Genomic DNA, 15,015 nt, shown 5'->3' on the forward strand with positions numbered 1-15,015 from the left:
TATGATCGGGTCTTATTTCTAATTTGGCTTACTTCGCCATCAAGGCTTCAATCTCTTCTACAGACTTAACGACAGCAGCAGTTAAAACCAGAGGACCAGCTTTGGTCACCGCCACATCATCTTCAATACGGATGCCAATCCCACGCCATTTTTCATCAACCGTTTCGTCATCAGGTGCAATATAAAGTCCAGGCTCGACCGTGACCACCATGCCCTCTTCATAGGCACGCCATTCACCTTCTTGCTTGTATGAACCCACATCATGCACATCCATACCTAACCAATGGCCAGTGCCGTGCATGTAAAATTGACGATAGCTTTCTTTGGTAATGATGTCTTCAATATCGCCTTGCATCAAGCCCAAATCCAGTAAGCCTTGCACCATAATACGTACCGCAACAGTATGCGGCTCTTTATATGAATTACCGATTCGCACCGCATCAATCGCAGCGATTTGCGCCTCGAGGATCACATTATAAAGCGCTTTTTGCTCTGCGCTGAATTTACCATTCACAGGAAAAGTACGGGTAATGTCTGAGGCATACAGCTGATATTCACATGCCGCATCAATCAGCACTAAATCGCCATCTTTCAGTTCTTTGTCATTTTCCACATAATGCAGAATACAGCCATTTTCGCCTCCGCCGACAATACTGTTATAAGACGGCACACAGCCGTTTTTGCCAAATACATAATTCAGCTCTGCTTCCAGCGCATATTCCATCATGCCGGGTTTGACTGTTTGCATGGCACGGGTATGCGCTTCTGCTGAAATATCCGAAGCGATTTGCATCAACGCTAATTCATCAGCAGATTTGCACAGACGCATTTCATCCACAATACGGTCCAGCTGAATCAACTGAGAGGGCGCAGAAGCGCCTTTACGCGAGTCAGCGTTTGCATCAGCAATCCATTTGGCAACACGCGCGTCAAAATCTGCTTGCTGACCAATGCGGTAAAATACTTTGTCCTTGTTTTGCAGTTTTTCTAGAATTTCTTCATCCAGCAAATCAATCGCATAAGCTTCATCAGCATCATAATCGTCCACTGCGCCATCAACACCCGCGCGGTAACCATTCCAAATTTCCATTTCACGGTCACGTTCACGGCAAAACAAGCTATAGCTATAGCCTTCTTCTTCCGTGTCAAAAGTTTCAATGACCGCTACCGCTTCAGGTTCTGCAAAGCCTGTCAGATAAAAGAAACTGCTGTCCGCTCGGAATTTATAGTCTGCATCTCGGTTGCGCATTGCTTCTTTGCTGGTTGCAATAATCGCAATGCTGCGCAGCCCCATTTCGCCAGCCAATATATCGCGGCGTTCCTGAAAGTCAGCTTGTGTAAGTTTCTTCATCTGAATGCTTCTTGTCACTCTTAAAAATGGATTAAATGGTGTTAAACGCCCAAAATTAGCTTGGGCGGTGCGGTGTAAACATTTCTACAACATTATTTGTTTCAGCCGATTTCTTTTTAGAAAAGAGCTGTAAAAGCGGGCTTTCAGCCACTTCAATTTTCTTGCGGCCCATAGACAGACTGATCGGAATCAAGCGCACAAATTCATAAAGTTCCTGATAACTTTCTTCACCGTCATCGTCATCATCGGATTCATCAAATTCAACCGATGCGACATCTTGCAGATGTTCAATCAACTCTTGCTCTTCTGCACGCAGCTGACCAGAAGCCAAACCAAAGCCCAAAACTACACCTGTACACCAATCTGCAAGGGCTTGAACGCGTTCTGCCAAACTATGTTCATCATCTGGAAGCAGCGGTAAATAGTCTAATTCATCTTCTGAAAGCGCATGTGAGATGTCTTCAGTTTCATCAGCTAAAATCGCAATCGCTTCTTCGCTAATTTCATTCACTTCCAGCGTTGCTAGAATTTGCTGCCATTCTTCACGCGTCGGCGCTTGGGTTATACAGACAATGCCCGTGAGCAAACCATGCAGTTCGCTTGGGCTGGAAATCTCTTCGATTTCGCTAAAATTGCTGTGCCACTCGGTCCAACCTGAAATATCGTCTTGCATTCGTTTATCCAATCTCTATACTTCTTATATATTACCTTTGTTTGCAATACTGTGCGACCTCGATATGTTAGAAGAATTACAGCGTCTGCAAGCGCATTTAAACGTTTTAAAAACGAAACTTGCGCAATTTGAAAGTGAAAACAGCTCACTGACAGAAGAAAAAAATTCTGCGGGTGAACAGCATCATGCGCAGATTGTGCATAAAAACGGCATCATCACCCAAAAACAAGAAGAAATTGATACGCTGACTGAGCAATTGACTGAATCGCGCAGTCAATTTCAAAATCTGAATACCGATGCGGCGTCTTTAGCTGACCGCTATAGCCGTCTGGAAAAAAGCTGCACCGATTTAAAAAACCGTTTTCAGGAAATCTTAGCCGAGCGCAATGAACTGCGAGTGGTGAAAGAAAAAATGCAAAACGAACAGCGTCAAGCCGCGCAGGAAATTCAATCTTTGCAGCAAGAGCGCCAGCGCCTGCTGCAAAAAAATGAACATGCCAAAGCAAAAGTGGAAGCCATTATTCAGCGTTTAGCCATTTTAGGCACCGCGCAGGATCAGCATGCACAGGAAATCCAGCAATTGGCCCACCCAACTGACGCAAACGAGGAAGTTTAAGCATGAGCGAACAAATTGCCGTCGATTTAAAAGTCCTTGGGCATAATTTCCGTTTATCGACCACAGCAAATCAGCAAGCAGACTTGGAACGTGCAGCTCAACTGTTAAATGATAAATATGATGAGTTCCGCCGCAAAGCGCCACGTATGGAACCCAGCAAGCTGATCATTATGGTTGCGCTGGAACTGATGCAGGAAGTCCTCAGCATGAACAAGAGCCTGCAGGAATATGAACACTGTGAGCGATTGCTTCAGACAATTTTAGAAGAAGCCAAAGATCTCGCTGAATAAGCGGGATTTTTTGCATAAAGCATAGCCAAATAAAATAAGTTTACGCATCAAATACCGCAAGTGATTTGCCAACAGCGCTTAATTCGTTATACTTGCCTTAACTCTGAGGTGTTCGCCAGTAAGTCTATATCCCTGCCGATACTTATATCTCCGGATGCGTTCTGCATATTTAGAGTGTATGCCTGCCTTCGTGCAGGAAACCCATGGAGTATGCGTCGCGTCCACCTTGAACTCATCGGGTTCAGGGTAACGACATTGCAGCGGCACTTTCGGAGCTATTTATTTTATTGCTGTCTGTCTCCTATAATCATTATAAAAATACACTCTTATTTCTGAAACTTATCCGCTAATATTAGTTATTCTTTTTTAATTTTATTGCATAAAAAACCCTGCATTCAGCAGAGTTTTTCAGTTAATGATCTTCTAAGCCATTTCTATCGTTCACGCAAGGCTTCTTTCGCTTTGTTAAACGGCTTGACCAGATAGTCCAGCACACTCTTCGCTCCCGTTTTAATATCTACGGTTGCCACCATACCCGGCGTAATTGCAAATTGCTTACCGTCTTTATTTTTCAATTTGTCTACATCGGTACGGATATAAACGCGGTAGTAGAATTGATCCTGCTTGACCTCATCACGCAAAGTATCAGGTGAAATTACGGTGACTTTGCCTTTCAGCCCGCCATAAATGGAATAATCATAAGCAGTAATTTTGACCAGCGCTTCCTGTCCCGGATGAATAAAGGCAATATCGCGCGGAGAAATTCGCGCTTCTACCAGCAGTTGTTCATCTAAAGGAACAATCGTCATCAATTTACCGTTTTGAGTTATGACACCACCAATTGTCATCACATCAATTTCTTTGACAATACCGCGTACAGGCGATTTAAATACAGTACGGCTCAGCGAATCAGACTTGCCTCTCACCACCTGAGATTGTGTTTCAATATCAGTATTGGCCTTTGCCAGCTCTTCCCGCGCCTGAACAAAATACTGATTACGGATATCATTCATCTGATTGCGCAATTCATTTGCTTGACGTTTTAAGCGCAGCACTTCAACCTCACTGGCAGCCCCCTTTGCAACCAAGGGTTCGGTCATTTTCAGTTCTTGCTCAACTAAAACCAGCGCCTGTTTTAAACCCGCAATCGATTCTTCTAAATTGGCGCGGCGTGAACGGTATAACGCTGTTTCTTCCTGAATCAGCGCCTGCTCTTTGGCCAGCTCTGAAGGAAAGCTTAAAGGCGTGCCGTTGACTTCTGCACGCAATCGCGCAGCCGTCGCTCTTGACGACAAAAGCAATGACGCGGATTCACCTACATTGGATTCAAATCGAGTCGGATCGAGCTGCGCCAAAACTTGGCCTTTTTCAACAATCTGACCTTCCTGTACAGTCAATTTAGTTAAAATACCGCCCTCAAGTGATTGAATGACTTGCTCTTTAGACGATGCAATCACTTTCCCCGTACCTGTAGAAACCTCTTCCAGCTTAAACATCCAAGCCCAAATCAGCAGGGCCAGTAATCCAATGCAAATTATCCAAATAAACAACGACGGTTTAGGCAAACTCGGTTCTAAATCACGCATATGGCTTGCTTTACTTTGCTGATTCATTTTTTTGCCCCTGATGTGGTGTTGTCTGATTTAATACCTGCGCCTTGGGCCCATCCATCACAATTCGGCCTTCATGCACCACAATAATTCGGTCCACCAATTCAAGCACCGCGCGGCGATGCGTCGCAATAACCAAGGTTTTATTGCCCAGCCACGTTTTTAATTGATCAATCAGCATTTTTTCTGTCACATCATCAATGGCTGCTGTAGGTTCATCCAACAGCAGAATATTCGGCTGGCGCAGCAGCAAACGAGTCAACAGTAAAGCCTGACGCTGACCGCCAGAAAAACCAACACCACCTTCTAGAATTTGATGATCTAAACCTTCTTTTTTATCAAGAACAAAACTTAAAGCGCCTGTAATTTTTAAAGTATGCAAAATTTCGTCATCAGTCACCAGCGGCGCACCCAGCTTTAAATTTTCACGTACAGAACCAAAGAACAGCTGTGCATTTTGGTTCAGCAAGCCCATATCGCGGCGCACATCCGAAGGATCAATCAAACCTAGATCAATGCCGTCCAATTTAATTTTGCCTTGCACAGGCTCTTGCATACCGGAAAGCAATTGCAGCAAGGTCGATTTACCCGCACCGTTGCGGCCTAAAATCGCAATTTTTTCTCCCTCTTTAATTTCCAGCTTAGGGATGGTTAAAGAAGCGCGTTCATCATCCTGTCCATATTGGAAAATCACATTGTTCAATTCGTAATGGCCTAAAATGGCAGGACGGTGAATTAAATGTGCCTGATCCGGCTGATCGACAGGTTTTTTCATCAATTCATCTAAGCTGGCTTTTGCCACTTTTGCCTGCTGCAATCTGCCCAGCACGCCAGCAATTTGTGAAATTGGTGCAAGCATACGTGATGATAAAATTGAACATGCAACCAGTGCACCCGTCGTCATATCGCCTTTCATCACTGCGAAACAGCCCACAAGCACGACAATGGCAAAAGTTAAACCCTGAATTTTTTGTGTCCACGCGGTCATAATGCCGACCAGCTTACGCTGACGCATTGAAATCTCAGCTGAGATTTCATTCATATGGTTCCACTGATTTTGGAAACGGGATTCAGCGCGCAGCAGTTTAATATCTTCAATGCCCTGAACTGCTTCTACCAAAATAGCATTGCGGATAGCGCCTTCACGCATGCCTTCTGAGGCTAATTTTGCCAGCGGCTTTTGAATTAAAATGCCTGGAATAATCATCAATGGCACAACAACGACCATCACCCAGAATAAATTACCGCCAATGATCCAGAAAATAGCCAAGAACAATAAGAAAAATGGCAAATCGGCTAATGCTGTGATTGTGGTCGAGGTGACTAGCTCACGTACGCCTTCCAATTCACGGATTTGAGAAATAAATGTTCCTGTAGATTTCGAACGTTCTTTATTTTTAATGCGCAGCGCATGACCAAATACACGGTCAGAAATTTTTAAATCTGCACGTTTACCAATAATGTCAGACAGATATATTCGAGCAATGCGCAGGCTAAATTCAAATACTGCAGCAATTAAAACACCGCCAGCCAATACCCATAAGGTTGGAACAGATTGGGCTGGAATGACGCGGTCGTACACATTCATCGAAAAAACAACGGTAGCCAACGCCAAAATATTTGCCATCATCGATGCAAACATGATGTCGATATAGCGTTTCCAGTCTTTCAATACAATGGACCAAAACCAGCTCGGCTCATAGGGTTTAACGTATTCATCAACCCGCACATCAGCAATAGATTTTTCTGGGCGCAGAATATAGACATTGGCAGTATTTTGTTTAAGCAGATCAATACTAATTACTTGCGCAAGGCCTTGGTCGCCGCTGAATTGAATACTGGCATTTCCTTCTGCATCCACTTTATCCAGAACGCCAACTTGACCGTTTTTCATTTCAATCAACAGCGGCAAACGCCATGGATTTAACATCTCCTCACTGAAGCTGTTTTTCCTGAGGCTTAAACCAATTTGACGGCAAACCGTAGACAGCACATCGTCAATATCTTGGTTTGGGTTCCAATCTAACTGCAGGCGTAAACGCTCTTCTGAGGGTTCGATTCGGTAATGCTTAGCAATGGCAAGTACGGCATTCAGCCATGGCTGGTAATTTATAGAATTGCTCATGGCTCGATCTCAATCCCTTGAATAGGTAAATTATTTAACTGATAAAATTCGCGGGAGCGGCCTGTGACTTTAATGTATTCAATCAGGCCCGAATAAATATCGTATCTGGCGTTTTCAATTTCTTGAGCCACACTATGTATGGATTGTTCGGCATTCAATAAATCCAGCACGGTTCGAGTGCCTAATTTATATTGCTCTTGATATAGCTCTTTAGTGCGCGCTGTAGTTTCTCTGCGGGCGCTTAATACATCCATCTGTTTTTGCTTATAAACTACTTGCTCGCGGATTAAGCGGACTTGATCTGACACATCTCTGTATACAGCTTTCACTTGCGCTTTTGCCGCTTCTTCAGCATAGCCTGCTGAACGCGCTCTAGAACGAATTGCACCGCCTTGGAAGAAGTTGCTGTTTGCTTCGAGCATGACTGAACTGTATAAGCCATCATCTTCATTGTTATTTGGATTTCGGCCATTCAGCGCTTGGCTTAAACTGCCTTTGATATTGATTGTGGGATAAGCATTCAATTTAGCCTGTTCTTTTTGTGATTTGGCAATTTCCACATTAGCCTGCGCAGCCATCATATCTGGAATACGCGTAAATTCAGGATCTTGATATAAACCCGCATTTCGTACGACATAATCTGGAATCGTAAATTTCATACCTAAAGCGTTATAGCCAAGCAAGGTGCTGAGTTTCTGCTGATATTGGCGTAAGGCAGTTTCCTGCACAATTTTATTGGTTTCTGCCGCTTCTAAAGTAGATTGTGCCTGCACTGGATCGGCCTGACTGCTGATACCTGCCCGTGCACGCAAATTTGCAATTTCAGCAATACGGCCCACACCTTTAACTTGCTGTTCGGCAATTTTAACAATTTCCTGATAGCGGTTGATATTTACAATGGCATTAACAGTTTGATATGCAATGTTATCGACATCAACTAAAAGCTGTGCCTGACTTTCTAATAACTTCGCTTCTTCGGTATTGACTGATGTTTTAACTTTGCCAAAGTCATACAGCATTTGAGTTGCAGACAAAGTGTACAGCTGCCTGCCGCGTTCTCCTGTGGTTAAATCTGCAGTGCTGATACCGCCTGAGATTTGTGGGAAATACTGTGATTTTGCAGTATCAATATTGGCATTCTGGCTAGCCATACTTGCAATACTTTGAGAAATATCTGGATGTTGCTGCAAAGCTTGATGGATTGCGTCAACCATAGAAACTTCAGAGCGGTTCGATATTTGATTACTGCTTAATGCCGCAACTGAAGCGACGGCTTTAGGCTGCGCACTTGTAACCGTCGGCAAAGCGCCATACTCTGTGCGTTGTTCTAGTTGAAAATTACTTAATGCTTGTACACTGACTTTATTACTGTCGTTTTGCTGAGGGTTAAATATCTGGCTTACTTCTTTTTTGGCTGAGTTTAAATAGTCTTGAAATTCAGCCGCCTGCACTTGCTGTAAAGCAAGTGGTAATGGCAACATCAAGATCATCAGTCCTAATTTTGATTTAATAATACTCATTTTAAAAAATCTATTTTAAATCCACTATTAATTAATTTACCTGACAAGTAAAATATACATGCCAACCCTGTTGTCTAAATTTAATTAATCTAAAATTAGTATTAATTCCCTCACATCAATCATTAAAAATTAATAATCCTTTTTTCAAAATAAAATGGCCATTCAGATGTATTTACGCTATCAAAATTAAAACTCGAATAGTAATCTTGCACCACAGCAAATTGTTCTAAATTCACAAAATCTGGCTGCCACATTGTTTCTCTATTGTTTGAATCTATAGGAAATAGCTTTAAGCTCATATTTGAATTATCAAAATTTAATTGCGCAATCATTCCAAAAGGCATAGCGTCTGGATAACCTTCATATTCCCCGTCACTATTAAAAATTCCATTACCAATACTATATAAAACTGTTTTTCCTTTATGGTCTTCAATGGACTGAAGTGCGTGTGCACCATGACCAACAATCAGATCTGCACCACATTGAATTAATTTATTTGCTAAATGTTTCTGATAATTTTGAGTAGGTAAGAAATCTACCCCCCAATGAGATAAAACAATTATTGTATGATCTGGATAAAATGTTTTTTCTGCTTTAATTGACTCAGTTAATATACTTTCAAGAGTGGCAACCCCTGGTTCAGAAGGAGTCGCATAAAACTTAAATATTTTTTGATTCGTCGCTCGATGCCAATAACCTGCATAAAATGAAATGACTCTCCCATTAATCTTAACTCTTAATGGCTTACAAGCATCTAATTCATTTAATCCTGCACCAAAATTTTTAATATTGTGCTTATTTAATATTTCTAAGGTATGCGATATTCCGTCTTCGCCATAATCTGCGGTATGATTATTCGCTAATGATAAATATTTTATATTTGCTTTTTCCAATGCAGTAATAGTCTTTTCATCATCCGCACCTAAAATAAATTTTTTCAAACCAATGAGTGGAGATTGAATACTTTGATTAATAAAACACGCTTCATGGTTTGCAATATTAATATCAGCATGATGTAAAAAAATTTCTAATTTTCCAAAACTATAAGAATAACCATGATTAATTAATGGATCAAAAAAATCTTTACGCTTACTTCTACGCGCTGAATAATATTCACCTAAATAAGTATCCCCAATTAAATTAATTATGGCATTAGACTTTTTAATATCTGCATCGACTTGCAAAAAATCAGAGCTTAGAAAATTAATTTTTTCGTCTAAAAAAACTCTTTCGATTAATGAGTCTTGTTGAAATGAATTTTCCACACCTTGAGTAACAACATAAGAGAAAACTTTATTCTGCTCGATCTTCCAAGAAACACTTATATTTAAAAAATCAAAAAAATATGTAATTTTATTTAAATCAAGCAAATAAGACTGTGCTAAAAAAATCTTTCCTTTGAAATACGTTTTACTTTCGGAAAGAATATTTAAATAAAATGGGTTAATTTTAGAAAACAATTCTGAAATAGTTAAAACATCTTCCAAATTATAATCTTGGTTTAGCTTTGAATTTGATTTACCAGACAAATTTTTTGCACAATTTTCACTTAGATTATTTTCATTAATGATCTCAATAAAATAATCACTCATTTTTTTTTGTGTTTTCAAAAAAACATGATTTGATAATAAAAAAAGTGAATCCACACCTGAGGTAATCTTATAATTTACTAATACCTGAAATAAGCTAAGTTGATCTCCTAATTGATAGCCAACAATACCTTTTCCTTTTTCTTTTATAGCTGTTTCATTTACAACCACAATATCTTCGAAATTAATTTTCCGCTGTTCTAAAAGTTTAAAAACTGTATATAGAGCTAAGAATGGACCAATTCCCTGATTATTTTTAGAAAAATCTACTTTTTTTGAATTAGATAAATTTATATCATTTAAAGCTTTTTTAAAGATAAAATTAAACATTGCTCAACTCCAAAAGATGATTAATCCATTTCTTCTTCAGTGTTTCAAAACTAAACTTTTCAATTGAGTTAACTGAATTTTCTCTCATCTCAGTATTGAGATAGCATTTTTCAATTGCAGCAGATAACTCATTTATATTTTCTTCCTCAACAAGGTAGCCTGAATAGTCATGTTGTAAAATTTCAGCTGGACCATATTTAATATCATATGCAACAACTGGTGTTCCAACAGAAAGGCTATCTAAGATACCTATACAAAAACCTTCAATGGTACTTGTCATTACAGAAACACTAGACTCTCTTAAGTGCGATAAGATATTTTGTGAATATCCTTTAAAATGAACATTATTTTCTAATTGATGTTCGATCACATAAGCTCTTATTTTCTTTTCATAGGCAAATTTATCTCTAGAGTCTCCAAAACCATACAAATTAAGCTGTATATCAGGATATTTTTCTTTTAATAACTCAATTGCTTCAATAATATGATGCAATCTTTTTTCTACATAATAACGTCCAACGGAAATTACTGTAAAATCCTCATGATTATTTTTTTCTATAGCTTCAACTTCAGCATATGAAGGTGGGATTACCCAAATCTTAATATCAGTTCCAAATCTAAGCTGTAAATCATGCTTCTGATTTTCCGTCGAGACAATAAAACCATCAAATTGATCTTTATGATTAATTACTTTTTGATAATTACTATTTAACTTTCCATTCTCAATTTGTTTTGGATTACTTACATGAACACTGTGAAAAACCGAAATCAGTTTAAATTTTTTATTTTCCATATCAACTAAAACATCATTATAAAGTTTATTTTTATCAGAATAAACAACTGCTTTCTCGTACATTGAAAATATAAAATCTAGCCAGTATTTGGTAAAATCATTTTTATTATAAAATATTATTTTTTTATCAAAGTGCTTCAACAATATACATGAAATACTCTTCTCTTCCGTAAAGCACTCCTCTATAACAACATTTCTTTTAAAATCTAAATAATGCAAAAACTTAGGAGTGTTTTTATCAAGATAAATAATTCGTGACAGCCACCCATTTTCTGTATAAATTTCTCTCTTAAATTTTATACGCTCCCCATCAAAATAATTTACATAGGAAATTTGCTCATTTTCATGAAAATGAATATAACAATAATAAACTTCATTTACATATATCTTCACATCAAAATGATTTGTGTTATCTTCAACTCTAATTTCACCATGAATTTCTGATAGAAAATTTTTTAAATTATTTTCCTTAAATTGTTTAAAAATAATATTTTGAAATGTATCATAAATATTTAAAAAATTACTTTCAGATATACCATGTATATCTAAATTTTTCTTATAGTCTGGATTATGATTAAGCGTAACAATTTTATATTGCATACCACATGAATTAAAAACTTTACCACGTTTTAATATTGCATGCTCAATTCCTGTAAGACTTTGTCCTATACCTGCACTCAAAAAGAAATACATAATAAAGCCCTATTCAAAAATGATTAATATATGCAACATAACCAGACAAATTATGTTCTTGATCATCAATTCGTGTACGGAAACGGTCATGACGCACATAGAAAGCATTTAAAATTTTATCTGGCTTAGCCATATACATCGCCATTTCAGGATAGAAATATCCCGTCGCACGCTGGAACTCAACCCGATGCTCAATGAGTTCTTTCAACTCTTCAAACTTAGCCTGATCAAATAATTCACTATATCCCTGCTCATTCATACGCTTAACCATCTTATGAGCAGACATCATCATTTCTAAGAATGTTGCATAAGCTGTTTTACGCTCATAAATAAATTTCATATGTTTTAAATAGTTATCCAGTCCGAATTGGAAATATTTTTCTTCTGGACATATTTTTGTTAATTCGTTTGTACAATAGCTTAACCAGTGGTCATGGTATTTATCATAATTTTTAGTGATAAAATGCTCAAACATTAATTTGACAGTATCCAGTAATTTTTTATCATTATTAATTTGATATAGTCGCAATAAACCTAATGCAGCTTCACCATCATAATAAACGATTCTAAATTTTTCTTTTAATTTTAATGATGGATAATCAAGAATATGTGTTGTTTCACCATATTCATCAACCATATGCATAATACCTTTAGCAAGATTTTCTGCAATTTCTTTATATTTATTATCTTCGGTTATTTCTTGATACTTAGCAAACATGAAAATAGCAGCAGCATTTGAACCTAATTTAATTTCAATGCCATCATTAGCACTATCAATCATAAACGCTTTATCATCGACAACCTTATAAAACTCATCAATGGCGTATTGAATAGATTTTTTAATTTTATCCAAATATTTTGAATTATATTCAACCTCTAAGGTTTCTAATAATGCATAAATTGCTGTGCAGTGCCGTACTGTATTATAACTTTTAATTTCCCTATCAAATGCTGGGAAGTATCCATAGCAAAATCTTCCGCTTTCTATAATATCACGATATAAAAATTCTGCATTATCTAAAACTATTTTTTTAATTTCTTCTTTTCTAGATTTATTTGGTTTTCTTATTCCATTTTCTGGACCTGTAGAATACAGTTCAAGCAACTCACCATTTTCATAAAAAGCAGCAATAGTATCAAACACCCATATATTTTCTATTTTATCAAAGGAATATTCCTTAGTAATATTTGGATATTTTTTATGAATTGCATTATTTAAGTTTTTTTCATCAAGAAAGTTGGGTTCACTATAAACGACACCGCGGATGATGGCTTTACCATACATCTCTTGTTCTAAAAAACTTATTTCTAGATTTGAATCAAAACCGATGCCTTTTCTATAATGGTTATTATGTTTTTGTGTATTTACTTCTTTAACCAACTCATTCCATGATTTTTGCTCTAAATTGATCAAATAATCTAGTTTGACATATTCAAGCAATCGAGAATTTTTTTCAAAAATTTTATCTAAAAAAGTACAGGTCCTTTTCAGTACTTTACCAATGTCTGTGTCTACATTGTTCCAAACTTTACACCTATTTTTTTTATCTCCATAAGATAAAAAAAGACCATATTTAGGCTGTATATTTTGACTATTCTGCTGCACCCAAATTGTAATTTTTTCCTTAAAACTCTGTAGTTCTTTATAAGACGAAATCGTCATTTTCCCCTCATTCTTTATAATTTAAAATACAACTTAAATATATCATATTATTCATTTTTTTTAAATTTTTATTGTTTTTTTTGACTAAAAAAAGAGCCTCCGCAGAGACTCTTTTTATATCACTTTTATTCTAATTAATTAGAATAATAATTGCTGATTTTGGATTAAATCATCCAAAGTCACTGTGCTTTGCTGATTAGTTAAGACCAACAATGGTGTTGTTTCAAAAGTGCTACCCGTACCATCTTTATCAACACTTATTATTGCCACTTTATTAGCAGCATCATAAAGTACAGATACATACTGGCTAATATTCGCTGATGTTACATTTTGGTTAGCTAACAAACTGGATACATCTATTTTATCAGCCTGCTGATCAGTGGCTACATTTCCAAAATGGAAATCTTCCCATGTATCCATACCGTTTCCGCCAGTTTTATCTGCATTATTTAACAATGTATATATTGCAGTATCTGAACCGGAACCACCATAAAGCTGATCATTTCCACCATTACCCTGAAGTGTGTCATTACCGTCGCCACCTCGAATAATGTCGCCAGCAGAACCACCCTTCAACGTATCATCACCGTCAAAACCATACAGACGCTGATTAGTCAATACTCCCGACTTATCAATAATATCACCAGAAGATGAACCATAATTGATAAAGGTATTCCCTCCATCCAACAATCCTGGCAACACACCTAAATTCAGCAACTGGCCTTGATTCGCCGTTGTAGTTAATCCATTTGAATCTGTCGCACTAATTGATAACGATCCTAGCAATGATAAATCAACAAGTGATGCCAATCCTCCGCTTTGGATCTGTACTGCTGCCAAGAACTCATTCAACACATCATTACTAATATTACCTCCTGTAACAGCTGACTCAATGACAAGGTTTGCAGTTGCATTAATCCCGACGAAAGTATTTGTACTTCCAGTACTGATTTTAATACCTAGCTCTTCTAACAAAGCTGAACCATGAGGACCATTAACAGCGGGCTGATAAGTACTATTGAATGCACCTGTTGTAACTGCATAACTGTCTCCACCCCATACAAATTTCAGAGTACTTAACAGTGATAGCCCATTACTCGTACTAAGTGTTAACTTCGTAATATTATTATTAGCATCGGCTGCTAATAACGGTTGCTGTTCAAATACGATTAATCCTGCAACATCTGCGCCAATCAATCCTAATAAGCTTGAATCTTTGATCGCAACTACAGGGGCAACATTAACTGTTTGCTGAGCATTTACCGTAATTGCAAAGCTATTTGAAAGTCCACTCTCATTATCAGCTTGATCTGCTGCTTTTGCCTGAATTGTGTGTGAACCAACTGCCAACGGTGTTGACAACGTATATACCCACGATCCATCCGCATTTGCAGTAACAGTACCAACTGCTGTTGGATTTCCATCAATATAGAAAGAAACCTCACTGCCTGCTGCAGCTGTTCCATACAATGTTGGGGTCGAATCATCTGTAGTAGCGCCTGAATTAATCAGTCCAGTCGTAGTACCTACATCATCATAACCCATTGTAATAACAGGAGCATCTGGCGCAGTTGTATCTGGCGCAGTCACTGCTGCACCTGCTGATTCACCGCCTGCATCTTTCGCTGTTACCGTGACTTCTTCACCATCTACAAGCGCCGGGCTCAATGGAACGGTGTAGCCGCCATTTGAATCCGCTGTAATCGTTGCAATCGGGTTGCCGTCTGCATCTTTCACAGTAATCACTGCATTTGGTTCGGTT

Annotated in this window: 11 protein-coding genes and 1 other RNA gene; 3 read left to right on the forward strand and 9 right to left on the reverse strand. The window is 38.0% G+C overall.

Features of this window, described 5'->3' with window-relative positions; translation table 11 throughout:
• Window positions 1-28 precede the first annotated feature (28 nt).
• Both pepP and B9T34_RS18310 read right to left on the reverse strand, forming a co-directional pair.
• Window positions 29-1,351 carry a Xaa-Pro aminopeptidase gene (gene pepP, locus B9T34_RS18305; protein WP_086214562.1) on the reverse strand — a complete coding sequence of 441 codons (1,323 nt, stop codon included), beginning with the start codon at window positions 1,349-1,351 and terminating at the stop codon, window positions 29-31.
• A gap of 55 nt (window positions 1,352-1,406) precedes the next feature.
• Window positions 1,407-2,024 carry a UPF0149 family protein gene (locus tag B9T34_RS18310; RefSeq protein ID WP_086214563.1) on the reverse strand — a complete coding sequence of 206 codons (618 nt, stop codon included), beginning with the start codon at window positions 2,022-2,024 and terminating at the stop codon, window positions 1,407-1,409.
• A gap of 64 nt (window positions 2,025-2,088) precedes the next feature.
• Here B9T34_RS18310 and B9T34_RS18315 point away from each other — a divergent pair, with 64 nt between their 5' ends.
• The 3 genes from B9T34_RS18315 to ssrS all read left to right on the forward strand — a co-directional run bounded on the left by B9T34_RS18315 (window position 2,089) and on the right by ssrS (window position 3,210).
• On the forward strand, window positions 2,089-2,640 hold the full coding sequence (locus B9T34_RS18315) for a hypothetical protein (RefSeq protein ID WP_086214564.1): 552 nt from the start codon (window positions 2,089-2,091) through the stop codon (window positions 2,638-2,640).
• A 2-nt stretch (window positions 2,641-2,642) separates the two neighbouring features.
• On the forward strand, window positions 2,643-2,930 hold the full coding sequence (locus tag B9T34_RS18320) for a cell division protein ZapA (protein ID WP_086214565.1): 288 nt from the start codon (window positions 2,643-2,645) through the stop codon (window positions 2,928-2,930).
• 97 nt (window positions 2,931-3,027) lie between these two features.
• Window positions 3,028-3,210, forward strand: a non-coding RNA gene (gene ssrS, locus B9T34_RS18325) — 6S RNA.
• 154 nt (window positions 3,211-3,364) lie between these two features.
• Here ssrS and B9T34_RS18330 read toward each other — a convergent pair.
• From B9T34_RS18330 to B9T34_RS18360, 7 genes are all read right to left on the reverse strand, one after another.
• The gene (locus B9T34_RS18330) at window positions 3,365-4,543 is read right to left on the reverse strand and encodes an HlyD family type I secretion periplasmic adaptor subunit (protein WP_086214566.1); all 1,179 of its coding nucleotides are present in this window, start codon (window positions 4,541-4,543) and stop codon (window positions 3,365-3,367) included.
• Window positions 4,527-6,665 carry a type I secretion system permease/ATPase gene (locus tag B9T34_RS18335; protein ID WP_086214567.1) on the reverse strand — a complete coding sequence of 713 codons (2,139 nt, stop codon included), beginning with the start codon at window positions 6,663-6,665 and terminating at the stop codon, window positions 4,527-4,529. Before B9T34_RS18335 ends, B9T34_RS18330 begins: the two co-directional genes overlap by 17 nt.
• A complete protein-coding gene (locus tag B9T34_RS18340; RefSeq protein WP_086214568.1) occupies window positions 6,662-8,185 on the reverse strand; it encodes a TolC family protein in 1,524 nt (507 codons plus the stop codon). The genes B9T34_RS18335 and B9T34_RS18340 overlap by 4 nt, the downstream gene beginning before the upstream one ends.
• A gap of 122 nt (window positions 8,186-8,307) precedes the next feature.
• On the reverse strand, window positions 8,308-10,104 hold the full coding sequence (locus tag B9T34_RS18345; protein ID WP_086214569.1) for a CapA family protein: 1,797 nt from the start codon (window positions 10,102-10,104) through the stop codon (window positions 8,308-8,310).
• A complete protein-coding gene (locus B9T34_RS18350) occupies window positions 10,097-11,590 on the reverse strand; it encodes a glycosyltransferase (RefSeq protein WP_086214570.1) in 1,494 nt (497 codons plus the stop codon). The genes B9T34_RS18345 and B9T34_RS18350 overlap by 8 nt, the downstream gene beginning before the upstream one ends.
• A gap of 13 nt (window positions 11,591-11,603) precedes the next feature.
• Window positions 11,604-13,253 carry a poly alpha-glucosyltransferase gene (locus B9T34_RS18355; RefSeq protein ID WP_086214571.1) on the reverse strand — a complete coding sequence of 550 codons (1,650 nt, stop codon included), beginning with the start codon at window positions 13,251-13,253 and terminating at the stop codon, window positions 11,604-11,606.
• A gap of 138 nt (window positions 13,254-13,391) precedes the next feature.
• The coding region (locus B9T34_RS18360; protein WP_171265243.1) for an Ig-like domain-containing protein at window positions 13,392-15,015 on the reverse strand (1,624 nt) is incomplete at its 5' end.

Origin of the sequence: Acinetobacter sp. ANC 3813, from assembly GCF_002135435.1 — a bacterium.
Lineage (GTDB): Bacteria > Pseudomonadota > Gammaproteobacteria > Pseudomonadales > Moraxellaceae > Acinetobacter.

Coding starts and splice junctions, on each gene's coding strand:
- B9T34_RS18335 (WP_086214567.1), bottom strand. CDS start 6,665: ATGAGCAATTCTATAAATTACCAGCCATGGCTGAATGCCGTACTTGCC.
- B9T34_RS18340 (WP_086214568.1), bottom strand. CDS start 8,185: ATGAGTATTATTAAATCAAAATTAGGACTGATGATCTTGATGTTGCCA.
- B9T34_RS18330 (WP_086214566.1), bottom strand. CDS start 4,543: ATGAATCAGCAAAGTAAAGCAAGCCATATGCGTGATTTAGAACCGAGT.
- pepP (WP_086214562.1), bottom strand. CDS start 1,351: ATGAAGAAACTTACACAAGCTGACTTTCAGGAACGCCGCGATATATTG.
- B9T34_RS18310 (WP_086214563.1), bottom strand. CDS start 2,024: ATGCAAGACGATATTTCAGGTTGGACCGAGTGGCACAGCAATTTTAGC.
- B9T34_RS18320 (WP_086214565.1), top strand. CDS start 2,643: ATGAGCGAACAAATTGCCGTCGATTTAAAAGTCCTTGGGCATAATTTC.
- B9T34_RS18355 (WP_086214571.1), bottom strand. CDS start 13,253: ATGACGATTTCGTCTTATAAAGAACTACAGAGTTTTAAGGAAAAAATT.
- B9T34_RS18345 (WP_086214569.1), bottom strand. CDS start 10,104: ATGTTTAATTTTATCTTTAAAAAAGCTTTAAATGATATAAATTTATCT.
- B9T34_RS18350 (WP_086214570.1), bottom strand. CDS start 11,590: ATGTATTTCTTTTTGAGTGCAGGTATAGGACAAAGTCTTACAGGAATT.
- B9T34_RS18315 (WP_086214564.1), top strand. CDS start 2,089: ATGTTAGAAGAATTACAGCGTCTGCAAGCGCATTTAAACGTTTTAAAA.